The sequence below is a fragment of the Paenibacillus lemnae genome (assembly GCF_012933385.1).
GTDB classification, from domain to species: Bacteria; Bacillota; Bacilli; order Paenibacillales; family Paenibacillaceae; genus Paenibacillus_AQ; species Paenibacillus_AQ lemnae.
In genome coordinates, this window is record NZ_JABBPN010000027.1 from 1 (window position 1) to 18981 (window position 18981).

Annotated in this window: 16 protein-coding genes; 4 read left to right on the plus strand and 12 right to left on the minus strand. The window is 48.2% G+C overall.

What is annotated here, in order from left to right:
• The 10 genes from HII30_RS19705 to leuC all read right to left on the minus strand — a co-directional run.
• Window positions 1-1669: dynamin family protein (locus HII30_RS19705; protein WP_343045134.1), on the minus strand; the 1669-nt coding region annotated here is incomplete at its 3' end.
• 175 nt (window positions 1670-1844) lie between these two features.
• Window positions 1845-2120: an NAD/NADP transhydrogenase alpha subunit gene (locus HII30_RS19710; protein WP_169506793.1), complete on the minus strand. Its 276-nt coding sequence runs from the start codon at window positions 2118-2120 to the stop codon at window positions 1845-1847.
• A gap of 28 nt (window positions 2121-2148) precedes the next feature.
• Window positions 2149-2835, minus strand: coding sequence for an endonuclease III (nth, locus tag HII30_RS19715; protein WP_169506752.1), 687 nt, complete (start codon window positions 2833-2835; stop codon window positions 2149-2151).
• Window positions 2836-2920: 85 nt separating this feature from the next.
• A complete protein-coding gene (locus HII30_RS19720) occupies window positions 2921-5644 on the minus strand; it encodes an S-layer homology domain-containing protein (RefSeq protein ID WP_169506753.1) in 2724 nt (907 codons plus the stop codon).
• A gap of 87 nt (window positions 5645-5731) precedes the next feature.
• Window positions 5732-6415 (minus strand): GerMN domain-containing protein, encoded by a 684-nt coding sequence (locus HII30_RS19725; RefSeq protein ID WP_169506754.1) that lies wholly within the window; start codon window positions 6413-6415, stop codon window positions 5732-5734.
• Window positions 6416-6447: 32 nt separating this feature from the next.
• Complete coding sequence (locus HII30_RS19730) at window positions 6448-7821, minus strand: N-acetylmuramoyl-L-alanine amidase family protein (RefSeq protein WP_169506755.1); 1374 nt, start codon at window positions 7819-7821, stop codon at window positions 6448-6450.
• A 212-nt stretch (window positions 7822-8033) separates the two neighbouring features.
• Complete coding sequence (locus HII30_RS19735) at window positions 8034-8744, minus strand: GerMN domain-containing protein (protein ID WP_246246743.1); 711 nt, start codon at window positions 8742-8744, stop codon at window positions 8034-8036.
• A gap of 24 nt (window positions 8745-8768) precedes the next feature.
• Window positions 8769-10259 (minus strand): N-acetylmuramoyl-L-alanine amidase family protein, encoded by a 1491-nt coding sequence (locus HII30_RS19740; RefSeq protein ID WP_169506756.1) that lies wholly within the window; start codon window positions 10257-10259, stop codon window positions 8769-8771.
• A gap of 204 nt (window positions 10260-10463) precedes the next feature.
• Complete coding sequence (gene leuD / locus HII30_RS19745; RefSeq protein ID WP_169506757.1) at window positions 10464-11066, minus strand: 3-isopropylmalate dehydratase small subunit; 603 nt, start codon at window positions 11064-11066, stop codon at window positions 10464-10466.
• 20 nt (window positions 11067-11086) lie between these two features.
• Window positions 11087-12511: a 3-isopropylmalate dehydratase large subunit gene (leuC, locus tag HII30_RS19750; RefSeq protein WP_169506758.1), complete on the minus strand. Its 1425-nt coding sequence runs from the start codon at window positions 12509-12511 to the stop codon at window positions 11087-11089.
• 217 nt (window positions 12512-12728) lie between these two features.
• On the opposite strand from leuC, the gene HII30_RS19755 reads away from it, so the two are divergent.
• The gene (locus tag HII30_RS19755) at window positions 12729-13667 is read left to right on the plus strand and encodes a LysR family transcriptional regulator (RefSeq protein ID WP_169506759.1); all 939 of its coding nucleotides are present in this window, start codon (window positions 12729-12731) and stop codon (window positions 13665-13667) included.
• Between the two features lie 76 nt (window positions 13668-13743).
• Here HII30_RS19755 and HII30_RS19760 read toward each other — a convergent pair whose 3' ends face one another.
• On the minus strand, window positions 13744-13950 hold the full coding sequence (locus tag HII30_RS19760; protein ID WP_169506760.1) for a hypothetical protein: 207 nt from the start codon (window positions 13948-13950) through the stop codon (window positions 13744-13746).
• Between the two features lie 72 nt (window positions 13951-14022).
• Window positions 14023-14817, minus strand: coding sequence for a carbon-nitrogen family hydrolase (locus tag HII30_RS19765; protein WP_169506761.1), 795 nt, complete (start codon window positions 14815-14817; stop codon window positions 14023-14025).
• Between the two features lie 237 nt (window positions 14818-15054).
• Between HII30_RS19765 and HII30_RS19770 the strand changes: the two genes are divergently transcribed.
• The 3 genes from HII30_RS19770 (at window position 15055) to HII30_RS19780 (ending at window position 18968) form a co-directional block, all read left to right on the plus strand.
• Entirely contained in the window at window positions 15055-16248 is a 1194-nt protein-coding gene (locus tag HII30_RS19770) for a pyridoxal phosphate-dependent aminotransferase (protein WP_169506762.1), read from the plus strand.
• Window positions 16249-16583: 335 nt separating this feature from the next.
• On the plus strand, window positions 16584-17687 hold the full coding sequence (gene proB / locus HII30_RS19775) for a glutamate 5-kinase (RefSeq protein WP_246246758.1): 1104 nt from the start codon (window positions 16584-16586) through the stop codon (window positions 17685-17687).
• 36 nt (window positions 17688-17723) lie between these two features.
• The gene (locus HII30_RS19780; protein WP_169506763.1) at window positions 17724-18968 is read left to right on the plus strand and encodes a glutamate-5-semialdehyde dehydrogenase; all 1245 of its coding nucleotides are present in this window, start codon (window positions 17724-17726) and stop codon (window positions 18966-18968) included.
• Window positions 18969-18981: the final 13 nt, after the last annotated feature.

The window sequence follows — 18981 nt, forward strand, 5'->3', positions numbered from 1 at the left end:
CGGCTGCGGCCTGCGGCAGCGCAGCCGGTTCCCTCACCTCCGGCAGCAGGCCGGGGGTGAGGGGGGTGTGCGGCGGCGCGAGCGCAGCAGCCGCACGGGTGCGGGCGGCCTCCGCCTGCTGCAGTGCAGCATGGCGGGCGGAGGCCGCCGACTGCGCCAGCAGCTCGGCGTGCTGGCGCTCCAGCTCTGCCAGGCGGACGGTGTTCTTGTCCGCCGCCGCCGTGCGGAGCCGTTCGGCGAGCTCCGCCACGGCCCGCCGGTAGCCGGCCTTGATGTCCTCGGCCAGCCGCTTGCAGTAGTTCAACACATATTCACCCGACAGGACCGCTTGAGTGTCTGTTGAACGTATGAGCATCTCTTCATTGAGTGAAGGAAGCACATTGTCCAGGGCTTGTTCCCACGCATCATCCCATGCCGCTGTGCGCTCCACCATTTCCCTCCATAAGGTGCGCAGATGAAAATCCACCTGGGAAGACATTTGCTGCTTCAAACGATTGACAAACAGCTCCAATCGGCGGTTTTTCTCTTCCTCTGTCTTTCCTGCAGAAAAGAGAAACCCGACCTTAAATCCGCTCTTACGGCTTTCCAGCCAGGAAAGCGCCAGGTCTCTCACATCTGCCGGCATCAGGTTGGCATTTCCAAGCAGCGCATCTGCTTCTTTTCTAAGATCCGAGGCAAGGGTATCCGGATATTCACGAGCCTCGTTCCATTTATTTTCCTGCTCCTGGACCCTTATCTGCAGCGCATGTATCGCTTCTTCGCCGCCAATCTCCTCCAGCAGGGCATCTTTTTCCTCCTGATGACTGCGGATAAACTGTTCTGCATGGCTTTCTGTCACATGACGGAGCGAGCAGGCGACGCTGTATTCCAGCAGGGTATCCCGGTTTTCCAGTAAAGCGGACAATAGTGACTTTAAATCGGCCCATTGGTTATACGGGTGCTCGTGTTCTTTCAATGAAATACACATCAGACCACTGTACTGTACTTTCCATTGTTCAAACGCTTTGTTCACATCGCTCAAATAAGAAGTCAGACTGAGTTCATCATCACGGTGCTTGTCAATCTGATTAACGATCAGATACAGCGGCTTTCCCCAATCGGACAAACTTTTAGCAAACATCAGATTGCTCTCAGACTGGACATGATTATAATCCATCACATAAAAAACCACGTCTGCCATGTGTAGTGCAGAATGGGTCGCTTTACGGTGTCCATCATCCGTAGAATCCACGCCGGGCGTATCCATCAGGACGCCATGCTTCCCAAGCCAGGGTATGTCTTCCCACACATCGATGGAGGAATATTCGCCCCCGTTGCGGCAGTACTCTGCCAGTTCCTGTGTTGTTACATTCAGACTCGATTCTGTCCCGCCTCCGGCGCGGTGAATACTTGCCCGTGGACTGCCATTACGAATCGTCACAACATTTGCACTCGTAGGCACGGGACCGGAAGGCAGCACTTTTGTACCGCAGAGGGCATTAATCATGCTCGATTTACCGGCAGAAAAATGACCGCAAAATGCTAATGTCAGCTCACCTGCAGCCTGTTTGGCAAGAAGATCTTTCGTCAAGGCAGCTGAGGATTCGTCATTCCATTCCGTAAATTGCTGTATGGCTTGTTGTAATTGCCCGGAGGTGAATCCGGTTTCAACTTCTGTCACAACCTTCACTGTTCTCTTCGCTCCTGTTCCTTATCCCTGAAGACATGGATGGTATAATTTCAATTCATTTATTGTACCATTGTGTGGCTTGTAAGCAAAAGAGACCGCACAGGAAAAAATCCCGGGCGGCCGCTATTTGAAATTAGATCATGCAGAATCACTGTGACTCCAGTCCTGTTGTTAATTACAATGCAGCTGCACTTTCAGCTTCCGGAATCAGAATTTCGAAGACATTGCCGTGCTGCAAAATTGTCAAACCGCGAGATTTGTCACGCATGACAACAACTTCAGGCTTTTGGGACATACGCTCCAAATAATGCTCCGGCGCTTCGCCGGAATGACTGAATGTGATACCTTCCAATTCTTTTTCTTCATTTTCTTCCAGCTGGCTTTCCACCACCTGTTCAAAAATATCCGAGAACAATTCAAAGTTGTCCGTATAAACCGAGATGCATTTCATCATTAATCCCATCCTCTTTTGTCTTTGTCTATTTCTTGCTGCTTGCGGTCTGTTCCTTATTCTTCCTGACGACTGACGTTTTCATACGTTTCTTGCCTTCACGGCACACGTCGAGAAGCGGACATACCTGGCACATCGGATTTTGCGCTTTACAGTGGTATCTGCCGAAAAAAATCAGTCGATGATGCGTTAGTGTCCATTCGTTCTGCGGCACTCTCTTCATCAGCTTTCTTTCCACGTCCAGCACACTGTCTTTCCAGCCTGCAAGTCCGAGACGCTTGGATACTCTCTCCACATGGGTATCTACCGCGATAGCCGGCACTCCAAATGCGTTAGAAACGACGACATTCGCTGTTTTGCGTCCGACCCCGGGCAGCTTGACCAATTGATCATGCGCTTCCGGCACTTCGCTTCCGTACTGTTCGATCAGAATCAGGCAAAGACTCTGAATATGCTTGGCTTTATTGCGGAACAATCCGATCCTGCGGATGTCCTGCTCCAGTTCTTCAATTGGAACCGAGACATAATCCTGGGGAGTCTTGTATTTCCGGAACAGATCTTTCGTCACCTTGTTCACTGTTTCATCTGTGCATTGAGCAGACAGCAGAACTGCAATGGTCAGCTCAAAGGCATTCTCATGATTCAGTTCACAATGCGCATCGGGGTACATTTGACCGATGGTATCGAGAATATGCCTTACGGCAGCCGTGTTCATATCAGGTCCCTCCCGCAAAAAAAAGTCTTGATGCGAGCAAATCCCGCATCAAGACGGTGTTTCTCGTGTATTCCCCATGTGACAACTATTGTTTCACGACCTCTACAACGGAACCGTTGCTGAAATACAGTACAATATTATCATTTTCTTTAAGGGATTGCACGGACAAGTTCTGATCATTTTGGTGAACAAATACGTTTGATGCTGCCCGGAAGCGATAATCATCGGTCGTATAGGTTCGTTTTACCAGGATATCTCCATTTTCATATCTCCAGAACGAGCGGCTCAGAGAATCCAGCACTTTTACAATCGTCGTACCATCAATATCTTTACGAACCTCTACCCGATCATTGGTCGTAAGGCTTGAAAGGCTGGACGATACGGCTCCGCCCCGGATCACTTTTACGGCTCCGGAAATCACAATCGGCTGATTCGCTCCGTTGAAAGCTTTTACGGTGAGCGAATTTCCGGCAGCATCCACACTAACGATTTGGCCCAATGTCAATTTAACTTCCTGAATGACGACAGGCGTCGTCCCCACAAACTGAACATTGATCAATGAACCTTGACGCAGGTCGGAAATCCGCAGCATTTGGCCGTTCTCATCGGTCATTTGAGCCTTGTCCGTGTAGAACATGCTGGTAACTCCTTCATTTGACACTCGGATACGGTTCAGTGAAGGCTCTGTTGCCGTCACTTCAAACTGCAGCGATGTCTTGGACTTCAGACTGGCCAGAAGATCCTGGTTGGCTGACAGCTGTGCCGACACTTCATCACCGACTTTGAGATCCGAAAGGGCAGCTGTCTGTTTGCTGTACAACTCTACGGAAGGATTACTGTAAGGAATTTTTACCGTTTGACCATCAAGTGTCAATATACTGATCGTCTTAGAAGTCGTATTAATGTCCAGTATTCTGCCATCATATTTGTAGACAATCTCAAGCGATAATGCACGGTTCCCCAAATGCTTGATATTGACTTTTCTTCCTGCACCCAAAAGGCCTTCCACCGCAGACAATGTACTCCCTGCCGACGAATCCAGTTTCGTTTTCGAATCCAGGACGATGACTTGTGGTTTTCCTTCACTGTCGCTGACCATCAGCCAGTTTTTAGCGGAATCATAACGCACCACTGTAGCCTGATTCATCACTTCCATCTGGCGTCCAAGAACGGCAATACGCGTGACCTTCTCTTCACCATTGATCGTCAGTTCCACCTGGTCTCCGGCAGTGGCATCCGGAATCAGATCATCCAGCACAGGCTGTGCAATACCGCTGATGGCCAGTTCAGGTTTCTCAGCAAGAAATTTGGTTTCCAGCTGTGTGCTGCCGTTTCGTTTGTAAGTCACGGTCTTGCCGCTTTTCTCTACGGCGTAAAGCATGGCGGTAACCGTACGATCCACACTTTGATTAATTTCCACTTTTTTCAGGACACTGTTCTCCACGGTATAACTCACAATCGATCCGGCTTTCAGTTCTGCTGGATTCAGAAGCTGATTCTGATACTGGATCAGTGTGCTGTCATTCCAGTTGAAAGTTTCCACCAGCGTGCCTGCACCATCTCTGAACGTGATCGTCTTGCTGGTGTTATCCACAGCCTGAATGATTCCAGCTGCTGTCTTGTTTACCAATCCGTTCTTCACACGGATGGCAACCACTCGTTTTTGAGGGCTGAATGTTTCTCTTTCGACGGTGACAACACTGCCCGGTACCAATGCTTTGGCATCGTTCGGATCAATTTTGTTTCCGTTCTGATCCATAAACAGCGTGCTGCTGTCATAGGACAGTTCTTCAAAAGAGTTATCCGTATCGAACCAAATCACATTGTTTGGCGACAGTCTGGCGTACTTGCGTTCAAAAGACTCCACCTTTTGCTCCGGGTCTAAGATTTCCAAATAAGACGCAGCTCCGTTTTTGGCAATCACGGTCACCTGCGTATATGGCTTGATGTCCGATATGGCCAATCGTTTCTCAGAAGATTTTTCAAATGTTGCTGTAGTCGGAAGCAGCGGGAACGAACGATTCTGTCCGTCTGTGTACAGCTCAATCTTATCGCTGCTTATCGAAGTGACATACCCTTCATACTGATTCTCATACTGGGCATCAATATACGCTTGTGCCCGGCTGAAGAACGTGGCGAGCTGTGCACGGGTCACGGCTCCTTGAGGATCAAACTTATTGCCGTTTACTCCCTTGGCCAGACCCAATTCAACCGCAGCGTTCACATATCCCAGACGATCTACTGATATCTTGGCGTTATCCGCAAAGCCCGTCGCTTGGTTCATTGCCGCATTCGCATCCGATGTACGGCCGATCGAGCGGATTAATACTTCAGTGATCCATTCACGGGAAGCTTTATTCGCCCCCCAAATCACCTTTTCATCTTTGTAATCCGATTCTTTTTTCCTGTCGAGCAGGCTTTGCTGAAGCGCCAATTGCACGTACGGTACAAAGTAGTTATTCACTTTCATATTTGTCGGTAATGCCGTAGACGTGCCGGTGCTAACTGAGACATTCATATTCAAGAAACGGATTGCCATCGTGACAGCTTCCTGCTGGGTAACGGGATCATTTGGACGAAACTTTCCGTTATTCCCCATAACGATACCTTGTGCTGCCAGCTGATAAATATATTTTTCTCCCCAATATCCGTTTGCCACGTCACTGAAAAGATTAGGCGCACCCGCCGTAATACTTGTATTCTCTCCTGCCGCATATGCCGCGACAGAACCCGACCCCATAACCATTAGCCCGGCCATGACGGCGGAGACCACTTTTTTGGAATGATGTTTATTACGTCTTAATAGCATGAATGATGTTTCCCCTTTCAAATCTGCTGTTCTTCTTTCATTATTTCTATTATTCGACAGCAGTGTGTGATCTCCTTCCCGCCGTCATTACCGGGTTTCAGGATTGTTTAATGATACATGGCCCATCAGGCTTTCCACTTGGCTGCCGTCTACCAGCAGCTGGATGGACTGAACTTCATCAAACTGAAAATACGTCTGCTTCAACGCATCCATAGCAAATGCTTCTACACCGGAACCCATATTCGCTGTATCCGGTATGTGGAGATCCAATGTAAGCGCACCATCTTCAAATGTCAGCGACAGAAGCTCAATATTTTGCCATAGCGGATACTGTTCGTCCGAGTCGCTGGTCTGAAGTGCTTTAAAAGCGGCCTCAAGCTTGGACTTTTCATCTTCATACTGGATATCCGCTGATCCTTCAAGCAGCTCCATAGCATCTGGATCCGTGTAATAAACTTTAATGGTTTCTGTCTTTTCCTCCGGTTCAACAGCTGTGTTATCTGGTGAAGCTGAATTATCCGGTGAATCGGTCTGGCTTGACCCACCGCCGCCTGCAGTGGAATCACCACCGCCTGCACCATTCGAGCTGTCTGGCGTCTCGCTGTCTGCCGGAGTCTCTGGTTCCTCACTAGGCTCAGCTGGCGTCGTTACTGCGGGTTCCTGATTATTGTCTTCCGTCGGAGCGGGAGCCGCTCCAGGTTTATCTCCACATGCCGTTCCCAGCAGCATAACCGCTGCCAGGAGCGCCGCAGACCATATTTTTTTATTCATCTGCACACCTCCACTTACCATTTATCTTCCAATTATTTAATATATTCTTTTAGACCATCAACAATCGACTGGGCTACACGGTTTTGAACATTGTTATCAAACAGCTTGCTCTCATCTGTTTTGTTGGTCAAAAACCCGACTTCCAGCAAAATGGCAGGCATGTTCGTTTCACGAATAACATGGAAGTTTCCATATTTTACTTTACGGTCTTTTAAACCTACTGCTTTCAGCATGTGCTTGTGAATAACATTAGCCAAAGATTTGCTTGAAGAACGTTCATAAAACGTCTCGGTCCCTGAAGCTGATGAAGGGCCTGCATTGGCATGGATGGAAATGAACACATCTGCTTTTAAATTATTCGCAATCTTCACACGGTCCCTGAGTTCCAAAAACGTATCATCACTTCGGGTAAGCACGACATCAATGTTTTTATCATTCTGCAGCAGCTTTGCTGTTTTGAGGGCCAGGCTAAGCGCAAAGTCTTTCTCCTTTTTCTTGGACACACTGATCGCTCCCGGATCATGAGCACCATGACCGGCATCAATCACCACCAGCTTTTTGCCTTTCGCACCTGGCTCGGGTGCAGGTGTTGAAGCTGTGTTCAAGTCTACGATAAACAAACCTGATGCATCATTATGCAGCGTGTAGTTCTTTGCATAACTAAGGTCAATGACCATGCGTACGGTAGATGGATTGTTGTTAAACAGCGAGTATCGCACAGATTTCACATCCGGATATCCTGTGACAGCCAGATCTCCGTGGTATGTGTCATCAAGATTGTTATTGCTGCCAAAGTCCTTGGAGAATTCTGCATTCTCGATATCAATAACAATCCTGTCAGGCGAAGTCAGAGTCATGACTTTAGGTTTCACCGTACCCGTTGCAGCCACCATTAAACGGTTATTACTGAAACTGATACCATCAATGGTAGTCAGTGAACCGTTTTGAGAACCGCCAGGGTTTGAACCTACATAATCCGGGGTAATAAGATATACCGCTTTTTCATGGTTATTCCAGCTGACATTCATGCCCATTTGCTCACTCACAAAGCGGATGGGTATAATTGTCGTACCACCGCGTAACACAGGCGCTTTCGCGATGTTTTCACGGTTACCGTCAATATTAGCAGAGCTGCTTCCAACCACCATCTCGACGGTTTTGCCCCCACCTTGTACGGTTACTTTTTGAGCCGCCTTATTCCAGCTGACAGAATATCCAAGGTTCTCGGAAATAACACGAATCGGCACCATGACCGTTCCATTGATATTTTCAACATGGACTCCTTGTGACAAGTTCAACTCATTCTCGTTCATATAGATTTTGGCACTATATGAACTGGCATCCGCACCTTTAGGAAACACCAACATGATGATGAACAGAAACATTAACAAACTAAACTTCTTCATCCTTCACCCCTACCATCCTCTTATTCTACCATAAATTGGCGTTTTCTTCCCGGCCTGTCCGACATTACCTGACACACTATAGACGCGACCATGACCCTAAAGTTGCGAAATTATTCCCGTTTTACCAAAAAAAATCCCGCCGCTGAGATACAGCGGCGAGAATAATGGGTATAACCTATCATTTTTCAATGTTGTTATCAGACAAAATGCATTTATTGCGCATTTCTTGTCATCGGGTGTTCCAGTTCTACATGACCCATTAGCGTCTCAACTTGTTTGCCATCGACGAGTAATTCAAGGGATTCCACTTCATCAAACTGGAAAAAAGTTTTATGCAAAGCTTCCAGCGCAAACATTTCTCCACCGGATCCCAGATTGGCTTCAGCTGGCTTGTTCACATCCAGTGTCAATGCTCCGTTCTCAAACTGCACACCATTTAAAGTGATCTTGTCACTCCAAAGCGGTATCAGCTGCTCATTGCTGCTTTCTTGCAGAGCCTTGAAAGCTTTGGCATACTTGTCTTTTTCTTCAGTATACGTGATCTCTGCAGATGCCTTTTTCAGCTCCATCAAATCCGGATCGGTATAGTATACAACAATTTTCTCCTTGCGTGCAGGCGCTTCCTGCTGCTTGGTTTCACCGGTGCTAGATGATGGATCATTCGATGCGGTCGTTGTTCCTGCTGTACCTTGAGCTTGATCCTTCACGGGAGTGTCCTCCTGTTTGGGGGTATCTTTACTTTCATTCTCTGTCGGTGTCGAATCGGCAGGCACGTCAACGTTCGGCTGTTTACTAGCTTCCGTAACCGGCTCCATTGCAGCAGGTTTGACTGCAGGTGCAGCTTCCGGCTTGGCACCACATCCGGTGCTTACAGCCAATGCCATAGTCAGCATACCAACTGCTAGATATTTTACATTTCTCATAATGACGTCCCCCTATGAAGTACATTACTGTACTTTAAGATATTCCTTAATTCCATTTACGATGCTTTGTGCCACCACGTTCTGAAATTCTTCATTAAACATTTGAGCTTCATCACCTTTGTTGCTCAGAAATCCGACTTCCAGCAGTGCTGCAGGCATTACCGTTTCTCTTGTGACATGGAAATTTCCTTTTGATACCCCCCGGTTTTTCAGTCCGGTTCCCTTAGCCAGATGTTCATGCATAATCTTGGCAAAAGCCAAACTGCTGTCACGGGTGTAAAAGGTTTCTGTACCATTCGGGCTGCTTGATGGATTGCTGTTACCGTGAATGGACACAAACACATCTGCTTTAAGGTTGTTAGCAATCTTTACCCGATCACGAAGCTCAAGAAACGTATCGTTGCTGCGAGTAAGGACGACATCGATCCCTTTCTCCTTTTCCAGCAGCTTTCCAACCTTCAGGGCCATGGAAAGATTGAAATCTTTTTCTCTGCGTTTATTAGGACTGACAGCACCGGGATCATTATCCCCATGCCCTGCATCAATGACAACCGTTTTTTTGCCGGAGCTGCCTGCAGGAGGAATCACAACCGAACCTGCACCGGGATCAGCTGTGTTGAGATCGACCATCAATAGCCCGGATCCGTTTTCAGTACCGGAGACAGTATATCCTTTTGAATAATTAAGATCCAAGACAATTCGAACAGTAGAAGGATTATTGCTGAATAATGAATATCGGACTGACTTTACATCCGGATAACCGGTTAATGTCATCTGGCCATGCTGCTTGGCATCCAGTGGATTGCTGTTCACAAAAGTATCTGAAAATTTCACACTTGGTAAATCGATAACGATACGTTCAGGTCCGGTGAGAGTGCTGACCTTTGGAGTTACAGATCCACTTAGCGCAACCATTAAACGGTTGTCCATAAAGCTGATTGCGTCTACAGTCGATAAGTTATTGATGTCAGGCGTTTCCGTTGGATTGGATGGTCCAGATGGAGCTTCTGGCTGATTCCCTGGATTACTAATAACACTTCCAGAGCCTAACGGCGGTTCACTTGCCCATGGATCAGACATACTGCCTGCCGAAGACAGATACACGGCTTTGGACAAATTATCCCATTTCACATCCATCCCCATCTCGCTGCTTACGAAACGGAGCGGGACGAGCGTCGTATTTCCTTGAAGCAGTGGAGGTATACTCATGCTCACGATGTTTCCGTTCACATCAGCCTCTTTCTGATTGACACCCATGATCACGGTCTTGCTGCTGTTCTGCACGGATACAGTCTGACTGGCTTTGTTCCACTCTACTTTATAGCCGAGATTCTCAGAAACGACACGAATCGGGATCATAATGCTGTTGTTGATATTCGCTACCTGCACATCAGATGAGAGATTTAATGGCTCTCCATCCAGGTAAATTTTCGTCCCACTCGCCTCCGCTCGTCCTGTACCGGCAAACACAAACAAAAGAAGCAGCAAAAACATAAGCAATCCGGACTTTTTCATGATTACACCTCTACCATTCTATGATATGTTTTCGTAAAGATACCGTGACCTTACATGGCCACATGGGGACAATAAACGACACATCAAGGACTATGTATCCTTATGAACTCTCTGACTCTGATTCTAACAGAAAAAACTTCCATATCCTACACCGGATATGGAAGTTTTTTAGTTTTATAGATATAAAGCTCGATACATGGCGAATTAAGCGAACAGACGGTTCTGATGCTGCTGTTCGTATGCGTCGATTGCTTCTCCATGCTGAAGTGTCAGTCCGATATCGTCAAGGCCCTGCAGCAGGAACTGACGGCGATGTTCGTCCAGATCGAATTCAATACGAAGGCCCTGCTCATCTGTAATCACTTTATTTTCGAGATCTACATTCAGCTGGTATCCTTCTGTCGCAGCTGTACGCTGGAACAGATCTTCTACCTGGCTTTCCGACAGTTTAATCGGAAGAATACCGTTCTTAAAGCAGTTGTTGTAGAAAATATCTGCAAACGAAGGCGCTATAACTACGCGGAAGCCGAAGTCCAGAATCGCCCAAGGCGCGTGCTCCCGAGAAGATCCGCATCCGAAGTTTGCTCTTGAGATCAGAACTGAAGCACCCTGATAACGAGGCTGATTAAGCGGAAAGCTCGTGATTACTTCACCCTGCTCGTCGAAACGCCATTCAAAGAACAGGAACTGTCCAAATCCGGTACGCTCGATTCTTTTGAGAAATTGTTTAGGTATAATGGCATCGGTATCGACGTTGACCCGGTCTACGGGTGCAACCAATCCGGTCATTTTCGTAAATGCTTGCATCGTTTATTCCCCGCCCCTTCTTAGACTAAAGCTTCTTCGCTTACGAAATTCCAATCACGCACATCAACAAAGTGTCCCTTGACAGCAGCCGCGGCAGCCATAGCAGGAGATACCAGATGTGTTCTGCCGCCGCGTCCCTGACGTCCCTCGAAGTTACGGTTGGACGTGGAAGCACAGCGCTGACCAGGCTGCAGTACATCAGGGTTCATCGCCAGACACATGCTGCATCCCGCTTCACGCCATTCAAAACCCGCCTCTGTGAAGATTTTGTCCAGACCTTCTTCCTCTGCCTGAATCTTGACGCGTCCTGAACCTGGAACGACGATTGCAGTAACCTGAGAGGCAACGTGGTGTCCTTTGGCAACTGAAGCCGCAGCACGCAGGTCTTCAATCCGGCCGTTTGTACAAGAACCGATGAATACATAATCAATCGGAATTTCAGACATCGGCGTACCCGGTGTCAGAGCCATATATTCCAGCGCTTTTTCAGCAGCCTTGCGTTCATTTTCTGTCGGGAAATCAGCAGGATTCGGCACGTTAGAAGAAATATCTGTACCCATTCCAGGGCTGGTGCCCCAGGTCACTTGAGGAACCAGTGTTTCAACATCAAATTCTACAACGGAATCAAACTCGGCACCCTCATCGGTCACCAGATTTCTCCAAGCATCAACAGCTTGATCAAATTGTTCTCCCTGCGGAACATGCTGGCGGCCGCGAAGATATTCAAACGTTGTCTCATCCGGAGCGATCATACCCGCTCTGGCTCCGCCTTCGATCGACATGTTGCAGACCGTCATACGCTCTTCCATAGACAGCTCACGGATCGATTCACCGGTATACTCGATAACATATCCAGTAGCGAAATCAGTACCGTATTTAGCAATAACGCCAAGAATCATATCTTTAGCAGTAACGCCAGGATTGCGTTTGCCTGTAAAGCGGACTTCCATTGTTTTAGCCTTTGCCTGCTGGAGGCACTGTGTAGCCAGTACGTGCTCTACCTCACTCGTACCGATACCGAATGCAAGCGCACCGAAAGCACCGTGAGTCGAAGTATGGCTGTCACCGCAAACGATTGTTTTACCCGGATGGGTCAATCCAAGCTCAGGACCCATGACGTGTACGACACCCTGGTCGATCGTCTCGAGATCATACAGTGTAACACCGAAATCGCGGCAGTTCTGAGTCAGCGTATCGATTTGCTGCTTGGAGATCGGGTCCGTGATGTTAAACCGATCCTTTGTCGGCACGTTATGGTCCATTGTCGCAAAAGTCAGCTCAGGACGGCGAACTTTACGGCCGCTAAGGCGCAGGCCTTCAAAAGCCTGTGGAGAAGTAACCTCATGCACCAGATGAAGATCGATATACAAGATTCCCGGCTTTCCTTCTTCCTGGTGAATCACATGATTGTCCCAGATTTTTTCAAACATTGTCTTTTTACTCATTCATATCACCTCATTAGTTCTATACGTCCATGAGAAAGGAATAACCGTACTCCCTTTCAGTTAATAGTAATATAACATTTTCATAGTGATTGTTCCAAGATATAAAATCTATAAAAGCAATAGGTTAAGACTATAACATGTTCCATCCTTTTCAAAAATCATTCAAAACTATACAATAAGATATAATAATAGGTATTTCCTATAATGGAGTGATCATATGGAACTGCGTCAGCTTCAATACACGCTGCAAATTGCAGCAGATAAAAATTTTTCACGGGCTGCAGAAAAGCTTCATATCGCTCAGCCTTCTCTCAGCCAGCAGTTATCCAAGCTGGAGAAGGAGCTCGGCGTCCTTCTGTTTCAGCGCAATACGAGTACAGTGGAACTGACCCACGCAGGAGCAAGCTTTGTTGAGCATGCACAGAAAATCATGGATGCGGTAGAACAGCTCCGGCAGGAAATGTCGGATATCTCCCAGCTTCGAAAAGGGAAGGTTGTCGTAGGCAGCATGCCGATCACGGGCTCGCATTTACTGCCTTGGGTCCTGCCGGCTTTTCATCAGCAGTATGGTGACATTGAGATTGCGCTTTTAGAAGACTCTTCGATGAATCTGGAGAAGCTGACCGCCAGCGGAAAGACAGACCTTAGCCTGCTTTCTCTTCCGCTCGCCGAGCCTTCTCTGTCTTGGGTACCGATCGGGGAAGAGCGGATCGATCTTGCGGTTCCGCAACAGCACCGGCTCGCACAGCGAGCCAGCCAGGCTGCTCCGGACCCTGTCTCATTGAGCGATCTCAAGGATGAGTCATTTATTGTATTAAAAAAAGGCCAGGGATTTCGCAAGCTGACCTTCGATTTATGCCGTGAAGCCGGTTTTGAACCGAATGTGGTATTTGAGAGCAATAATATTGAAACCGTGCAGTCTCTTGTCGCTGCAGGAATGGGAGTCACACTTGTTCCCCGTTTTATCGCCAGAGCCAAACGAAGCGAGTTTATCCCTGTCTACCTGCCTTTGGCAGAACCGGTTCCCAGCCGAACGCTGGTGATCGCCTACAGGCATGGCAGATACCTGTCTAAAGCAGCTGAAGCGTTTATCGAAACTTTTAAAGAAGTCATGCACCGCCTAGCTGAGGATGGAGATAAATCTCTGCACAGTTAAAACAAAAAAGAGTTTGAATCTGCACCTTTCGTGCAGTTCAAACTCTTTTTTTAAATTTAAGGGTCAGTCCAACTGCTTATTTTCGCAGATTATGCTTGTCAACCATACGGTTTTGATTGTCCGGAATGCGCGCTTTATCTTCATTCACACCACTGTTTTCGCTGTAACCGCCGCCTTTGGATACGTCTTCCACAAAGTTCCGGAACTGATTTTGCTGTTCCTGAATGTTCTCCTGGCTGTCACGGCTGTCGTTACTCTCATGCTTATTACCTTGGTCTGCCATGGTTTTTAGCCTCCTTTAGGGGGGAATACACATAGTATACCCTTACCTCTAAAGATGAAACTCCTGAAATAACTAATCCAGTTTATAAAGATGAGGGTTTCGGTCCTCGAACACCGGGATCCGCTGCCGAACCGAATCTGTCAGTTCCGGATCCAGATATCCTGATATCAATTCCTCATCTTCGCCGCCTTCTGCCACAATCTCTCCCCAAGGATCAATAATCATGGAGTGGCCGAAAAAGGTGGTATCTCCGCTGGTGCCGACCCGATTGCAGGCTACGACATACATCTGGTTCTCTATTGCACGTGCGCTGAGCAGCGTTCTCCAGTGATGCAGACGCGGATTCGGCCATTCCGCAGGGACAAACAGCACCTTGGCACCTGCAAGTGCGAGACTGCGGCTCAGCTCAGGGAACCGGATATCATAGCAGATCGAAGCTCCGGCAAACAATCCGTCTTCCATTTCAAAAGTGACTGTCTCCACACCAGCCGTCAAATGTTTCTCTTCTTCCATCAGACAGAATAGATGAATCTTGGAATACTTGGCCGTCTGGCGACCTTCACGGTTAAATACATACATCGTATTGTAAACTCGGTCCTCCACTTTTTCGGCAATGGACCCGCCTACCACATGAACCTGATTTTTTTTGGCAAAGGTACTTAAGAACGTATGCGTGCGTTCGCCATTCAGATCAGCCAGCTCGTGAATCTGGTCCAATGCATAACCGGTATTCCACATTTCCGGAAGCACCAGGATGTCAGGTTTTGTTTCTTGTTGAAGGGCTTTGTCCATCTGTTCTGCCAGATGAGCGAAGTTAGCATCAGGGTCCCCTAATGCGATATAGGATTGAATCAATGATATATTCATGTTGAAGTCCCCTTTCGAACTGAAGGGCATGCTGCACTGCATCTATCGTGTGTGACGGCCGAGCCGCATCCTTCTCTTTTGTAGTTCATCATATCCCGGGAGCCCCTCAAATTCAATAGAGACTGTCCCTCCCACTATACACCCCGAATAAATCATGATAAATTATGGTTTAAAACTATATCTGACGTACTTCACTTTCGAAAAAAAGGCAGTACAGAACCGGAGTGAAATATTATTATGAATTCAAATCATCATGCATCCTTTGAAATCCAGCCGGCAGATATCATGTCCCAGCTGCCGACCCAGTTTTTCGCCACACTTGTAGCAAAAGTCGGACGCCTGACCTCAATGGGTCACGATGTGATTAACCTCGGGCAAGGCAATCCCGATATGCCAACACCGTCTCATATCGTCTCTGCGCTTAAACAATCAGCGGAAAATCCGCTGTACCACAAATATTCACCGTTCACCGGCTATACCTTTCTCAAAGAAGCGATCGCAAAGCGATATAAGGAAGATTACAATGTGGATTTGGATCCCGAAACCGAAGTTGCCATTTTGTTCGGCGGTAAAACCGGACTTGTCCAGCTTCCGCAGGTTTTGCTGAATCCAGGTGATCTCTGCCTGGTGCCTGATCCGGGGTATCCCGACTACTGGTCTGGTGTCGCGCTTGCCCGCGCAGAGATGAAATTTATGCCGCTATTGGAGGAGCATGCATTCCTGCCGGATTACAAGGCCATATCCGATCGAGATCGGGAACGTGCGAAGCTTATGTTTCTGAATTATCCGAATAACCCGACATCTGCGACAGCTCCGTTATCCTTTTATGAAGAAACAGTCTCTTTTGCCGCTCAGCACGGAATCGTTGTCGCAAGTGATTTTGCATACGGCGGCATCGGTTTTGACGGACAGCGCCCGGTCAGCTTCCTGCAGGCAAATGGAGCCAAAGATGTGGGCGTAGAGTTTTACACCTTATCGAAAACATACAACATGGCTGGATGGCGAGTTGGTTTTGCATTAGGAAACTCAAAAATCATCTCCTACATTAACCAGCTGCAGGATCACATCTATGTCAGTCTGTTCGGCGGTATTCAAGCAGCAGCAGCTGAAGCACTTACTGCTCCGCAAACCTGTGTTCATGATCTGGTTTCGGCTTATCAATCCAGAAGAGACGCTTTTCACGAAGCTCTTGACCAGATCGGGTGGAAAACCAAGAAGCCGGAAGGGTCTTTCTTCAGCTGGCTGCCGGTACCGGACGGTTATACCTCATCTTCATTTGCAGATCTGCTGCTGGAGCAGGCTCATGTCGTTGTGGCTCCTGGAATCGGCTTCGGCTCACACGGTGAAGGGTATGTCCGTGCAGGACTGCTCTGCAGTGAGGATCGTCTGCGCGAAGCTGCTGAACGGATTGGCAAGCTAGGCGTTTTTTAACCCGTTAGCTTTGAAATGAACCCGTTCTTGTGGTATTCTTTCAATAAATAAAGGAACAACATTGACAAACGTGATGACGGGACCAGTAAGAAAGCAGCGGCGCGTATAGAGAGCGAATTCCATGAAGGCTGGAAGAATTCGCCGTCAGCCCCTTTCCGAATCCTAACCCTGAACGGCCTGCCAACTGCAGGACAGTGCCTCCTGTTACAGGGCTAAAGCCGGATGAGAATCTCATCAATAAAGGTGGTACCGCGGAAGTCCAAGCTTTCGTCCTTTGTCATTAAAGGATGAGAGCTTTTTTTGTTCCCATAATGTTAATAGAGGAAGTGATCACGATGCCTTCTCGCATCGTCGTAAAAATCGGAAGCAGCTCCCTGACCACGACAGAAGGCGGGCTCCACCCACAAGCTGTTCAGTTCTATACCTCAGAGCTGGCCGAACTTCGTGACGCAGGTCATGAAGTCCTGCTCGTTACCTCGGGCGCTGTTGCAGCAGGATTTCGTAAAATCGGCTATACAACCAGACCCCGTCTTCTCCATGAGAAGCAGGCTGCCGCAGCCGTGGGCCAGGCACTTCTTATGGAGTCTTATCAGGCCGCATTTGCGGAGCATGGTCTGCTCGCTGCACAAATTCTTTTGACTAGGACTGACTTTGCCAGCCGGAAGCGGATGAATAATGCCAGCCGGACCATTGAGGAACTGCTCAAACAGGGTGTGATTCCCGTCATTAATGAAAATGACACCGTATCCGTTGACGAGTTGAAATTCGGCGATAATGATACACTGTCCGCACTGGTTGCCAATATGGTCAGGGCCAGGCGGCTGCTTATTTTGACAGATATGGATGGTCTCTATACAGCCGATCCTCGCATATCACCGGATGCGGAACGTTTAACAGAGATCGAGGAGATTACAGATGATATTTATGCGATAGCCGGCGGTTCCGGAAGCAGTGTCGGCACTGGCGGCATGCGTTCCAAAATCGATGCTGCCAAAATTGCCACCCGAGGAGGCGTACCTGTATTTATCGGGAGAGCCGATTTGAGCGGAGATTTGAAGACAGCCCTGGAGGGAACCGGAAAAGGCACCTATTTTGCCACCCACCTCTCTTCCCTGCCGATGAAAAAACAGTGGCTTGGTTTCATGTCTTCTCCGATCGGTATGATCACGGTGGATGAGGGTGCAGAAAAAGCACTGCTTCACGGTGGACACAGTCTTCTGCCGGTTGGCGTAAAACGTGTGGAAGGTCATTTCCATGCAGGGGACGTCGTAGAGGTCATCAACAGCCGCAGTGAGAAACTGGGCCGGGGCATCATCAATTATGATGAAGAGCAGCTTCAGCAAATCCAGGGATTGTCCACTACGGAAGTCCTCTCCGCCCTGGGTGAAGTGCATCGGCTGGAAGTGATTCACCGGGACGAATGGATTACACTTAAATAATAAGTTTGATTGTCATTAAGAGGAGGCGGATGGATCATGAGTGAAGTAAGACATAAAACGGGACTTGCCAAAATGGCAGCTCCTGTTCTGAATAAACTGAACAGCACACAGAAGAATGAGGCTCTTCTGGCCATGGCGGATGCACTTATCGCACGGTCAGCTGACATTATCAAGGCGAATGAGGAAGATTTGAATAGAGGAAAAAAACAGGGAACCTCTTCATCCCTGCTGGATCGTCTGGCCCTGGATGAGAGCCGTATTGAGGGCATCGCGGAAGGTCTGCGACAGATCGTTCAGCTTCCGGATCCGATCGGAGATACACTGGATACGATACAACGTCCGAATGGTCTGCATATTCAAAAAGTCCGGGTCCCGATCGGTGTCATCGGTATCATCTACGAAGCACGTCCGAACGTAACTGTCGATGCAGCTGGATTATGTCTGAAAAGCGGCAATGCTGTCGTTTTGCGGGGAGGATCTTCCGCGATCTCTTCCAATCGCAAGATTGTCGAGGTTCTGCATGAAGCGATGTCTCATACAGCGATCCCTCAGGATGCCCTGCAGCTGATTGAAGATACGAACCGCGCTTCCGTAGATGAGATGCTGAAGTTAAACGGTCTGCTGGATGTTATCATTCCGCGTGGAGGCAGCTCCCTCATTCAAAATGTCGTCATGAATGCTACCGTACCTGTTATTGAAACGGGTGCAGGGATCTGTCACACATTTATCGATCAGTCTGCTGATCCCGTGATGGCTGAGGAAATTAGCATTAATGCCAAGGTGCAGCGTCCTTCGGTATGCAATGCCATGGAAACCCTGCTGGTTCATGAGGATTATGCTGCTCAGCATATATCCCGTCTATTGGAGCGGTTTCGTGATCTCCATGTCGAGATTCGCGGCGACGACAGAACGAAGAAATTGGCCAGCTGGGTGAATACCGCCTCTTCCGAAGATTACGCTACAGAGTATAATGATTATGTGCTGAACGTCAAAGTGGTGAAAGATGTCCGGGAGGCCATGGATCATATTGCTTCTTACGGAACGAAGCACTCGGAATGCATCGTAACCGCCTCGGAAGAGAACGCCGCGAGATTCATTCAGGAAGTAGACGCGGCTGCGGTGTATCATAATGCGTCAACCCGCTTTACAGACGGATTTGAATTCGGATTCGGTGCCGAAATCGGCATCAGTACGCAAAAGCTCCATGCCAGGGGCCCTATGGGGCTGCCTGCACTGACATCAACCAAATATATTGTCAGCGGCAGCGGGCAGATTCGATAATAACTAAACAAGG

Bases quoted from the DNA above. Each gene is read 5' to 3' on its own strand.
- HII30_RS19710 (WP_169506793.1), bottom strand. From the start codon at position 2,120: ATGAAATGCATCTCGGTTTATACGGACAACTTTGAATTGTTCTCGGAT.
- nth (WP_169506752.1), bottom strand. From the start codon at position 2,835: ATGAACACGGCTGCCGTAAGGCATATTCTCGATACCATCGGTCAAATG.
- HII30_RS19720 (WP_169506753.1), bottom strand. From the start codon at position 5,644: ATGCTATTAAGACGTAATAAACATCATTCCAAAAAAGTGGTCTCCGCC.
- HII30_RS19725 (WP_169506754.1), bottom strand. From the start codon at position 6,415: ATGAATAAAAAAATATGGTCTGCGGCGCTCCTGGCAGCGGTTATGCTG.
- HII30_RS19730 (WP_169506755.1), bottom strand. From the start codon at position 7,821: ATGAAGAAGTTTAGTTTGTTAATGTTTCTGTTCATCATCATGTTGGTG.
- HII30_RS19735 (WP_246246743.1), bottom strand. From the start codon at position 8,744: ATGAGAAATGTAAAATATCTAGCAGTTGGTATGCTGACTATGGCATTG.
- HII30_RS19740 (WP_169506756.1), bottom strand. From the start codon at position 10,259: ATGAAAAAGTCCGGATTGCTTATGTTTTTGCTGCTTCTTTTGTTTGTG.
- leuD (WP_169506757.1), bottom strand. From the start codon at position 11,066: ATGCAAGCATTTACGAAAATGACCGGATTGGTTGCACCCGTAGACCGG.
- leuC (WP_169506758.1), bottom strand. From the start codon at position 12,511: ATGAGTAAAAAGACAATGTTTGAAAAAATCTGGGACAATCATGTGATT.
- HII30_RS19755 (WP_169506759.1), top strand. From the start codon at position 12,729: ATGGAACTGCGTCAGCTTCAATACACGCTGCAAATTGCAGCAGATAAA.
- HII30_RS19760 (WP_169506760.1), bottom strand. From the start codon at position 13,950: ATGGCAGACCAAGGTAATAAGCATGAGAGTAACGACAGCCGTGACAGC.
- HII30_RS19765 (WP_169506761.1), bottom strand. From the start codon at position 14,817: ATGAATATATCATTGATTCAATCCTATATCGCATTAGGGGACCCTGAT.
- HII30_RS19770 (WP_169506762.1), top strand. From the start codon at position 15,055: ATGAATTCAAATCATCATGCATCCTTTGAAATCCAGCCGGCAGATATC.
- proB (WP_246246758.1), top strand. From the start codon at position 16,584: ATGCCTTCTCGCATCGTCGTAAAAATCGGAAGCAGCTCCCTGACCACG.
- HII30_RS19780 (WP_169506763.1), top strand. From the start codon at position 17,724: ATGAGTGAAGTAAGACATAAAACGGGACTTGCCAAAATGGCAGCTCCT.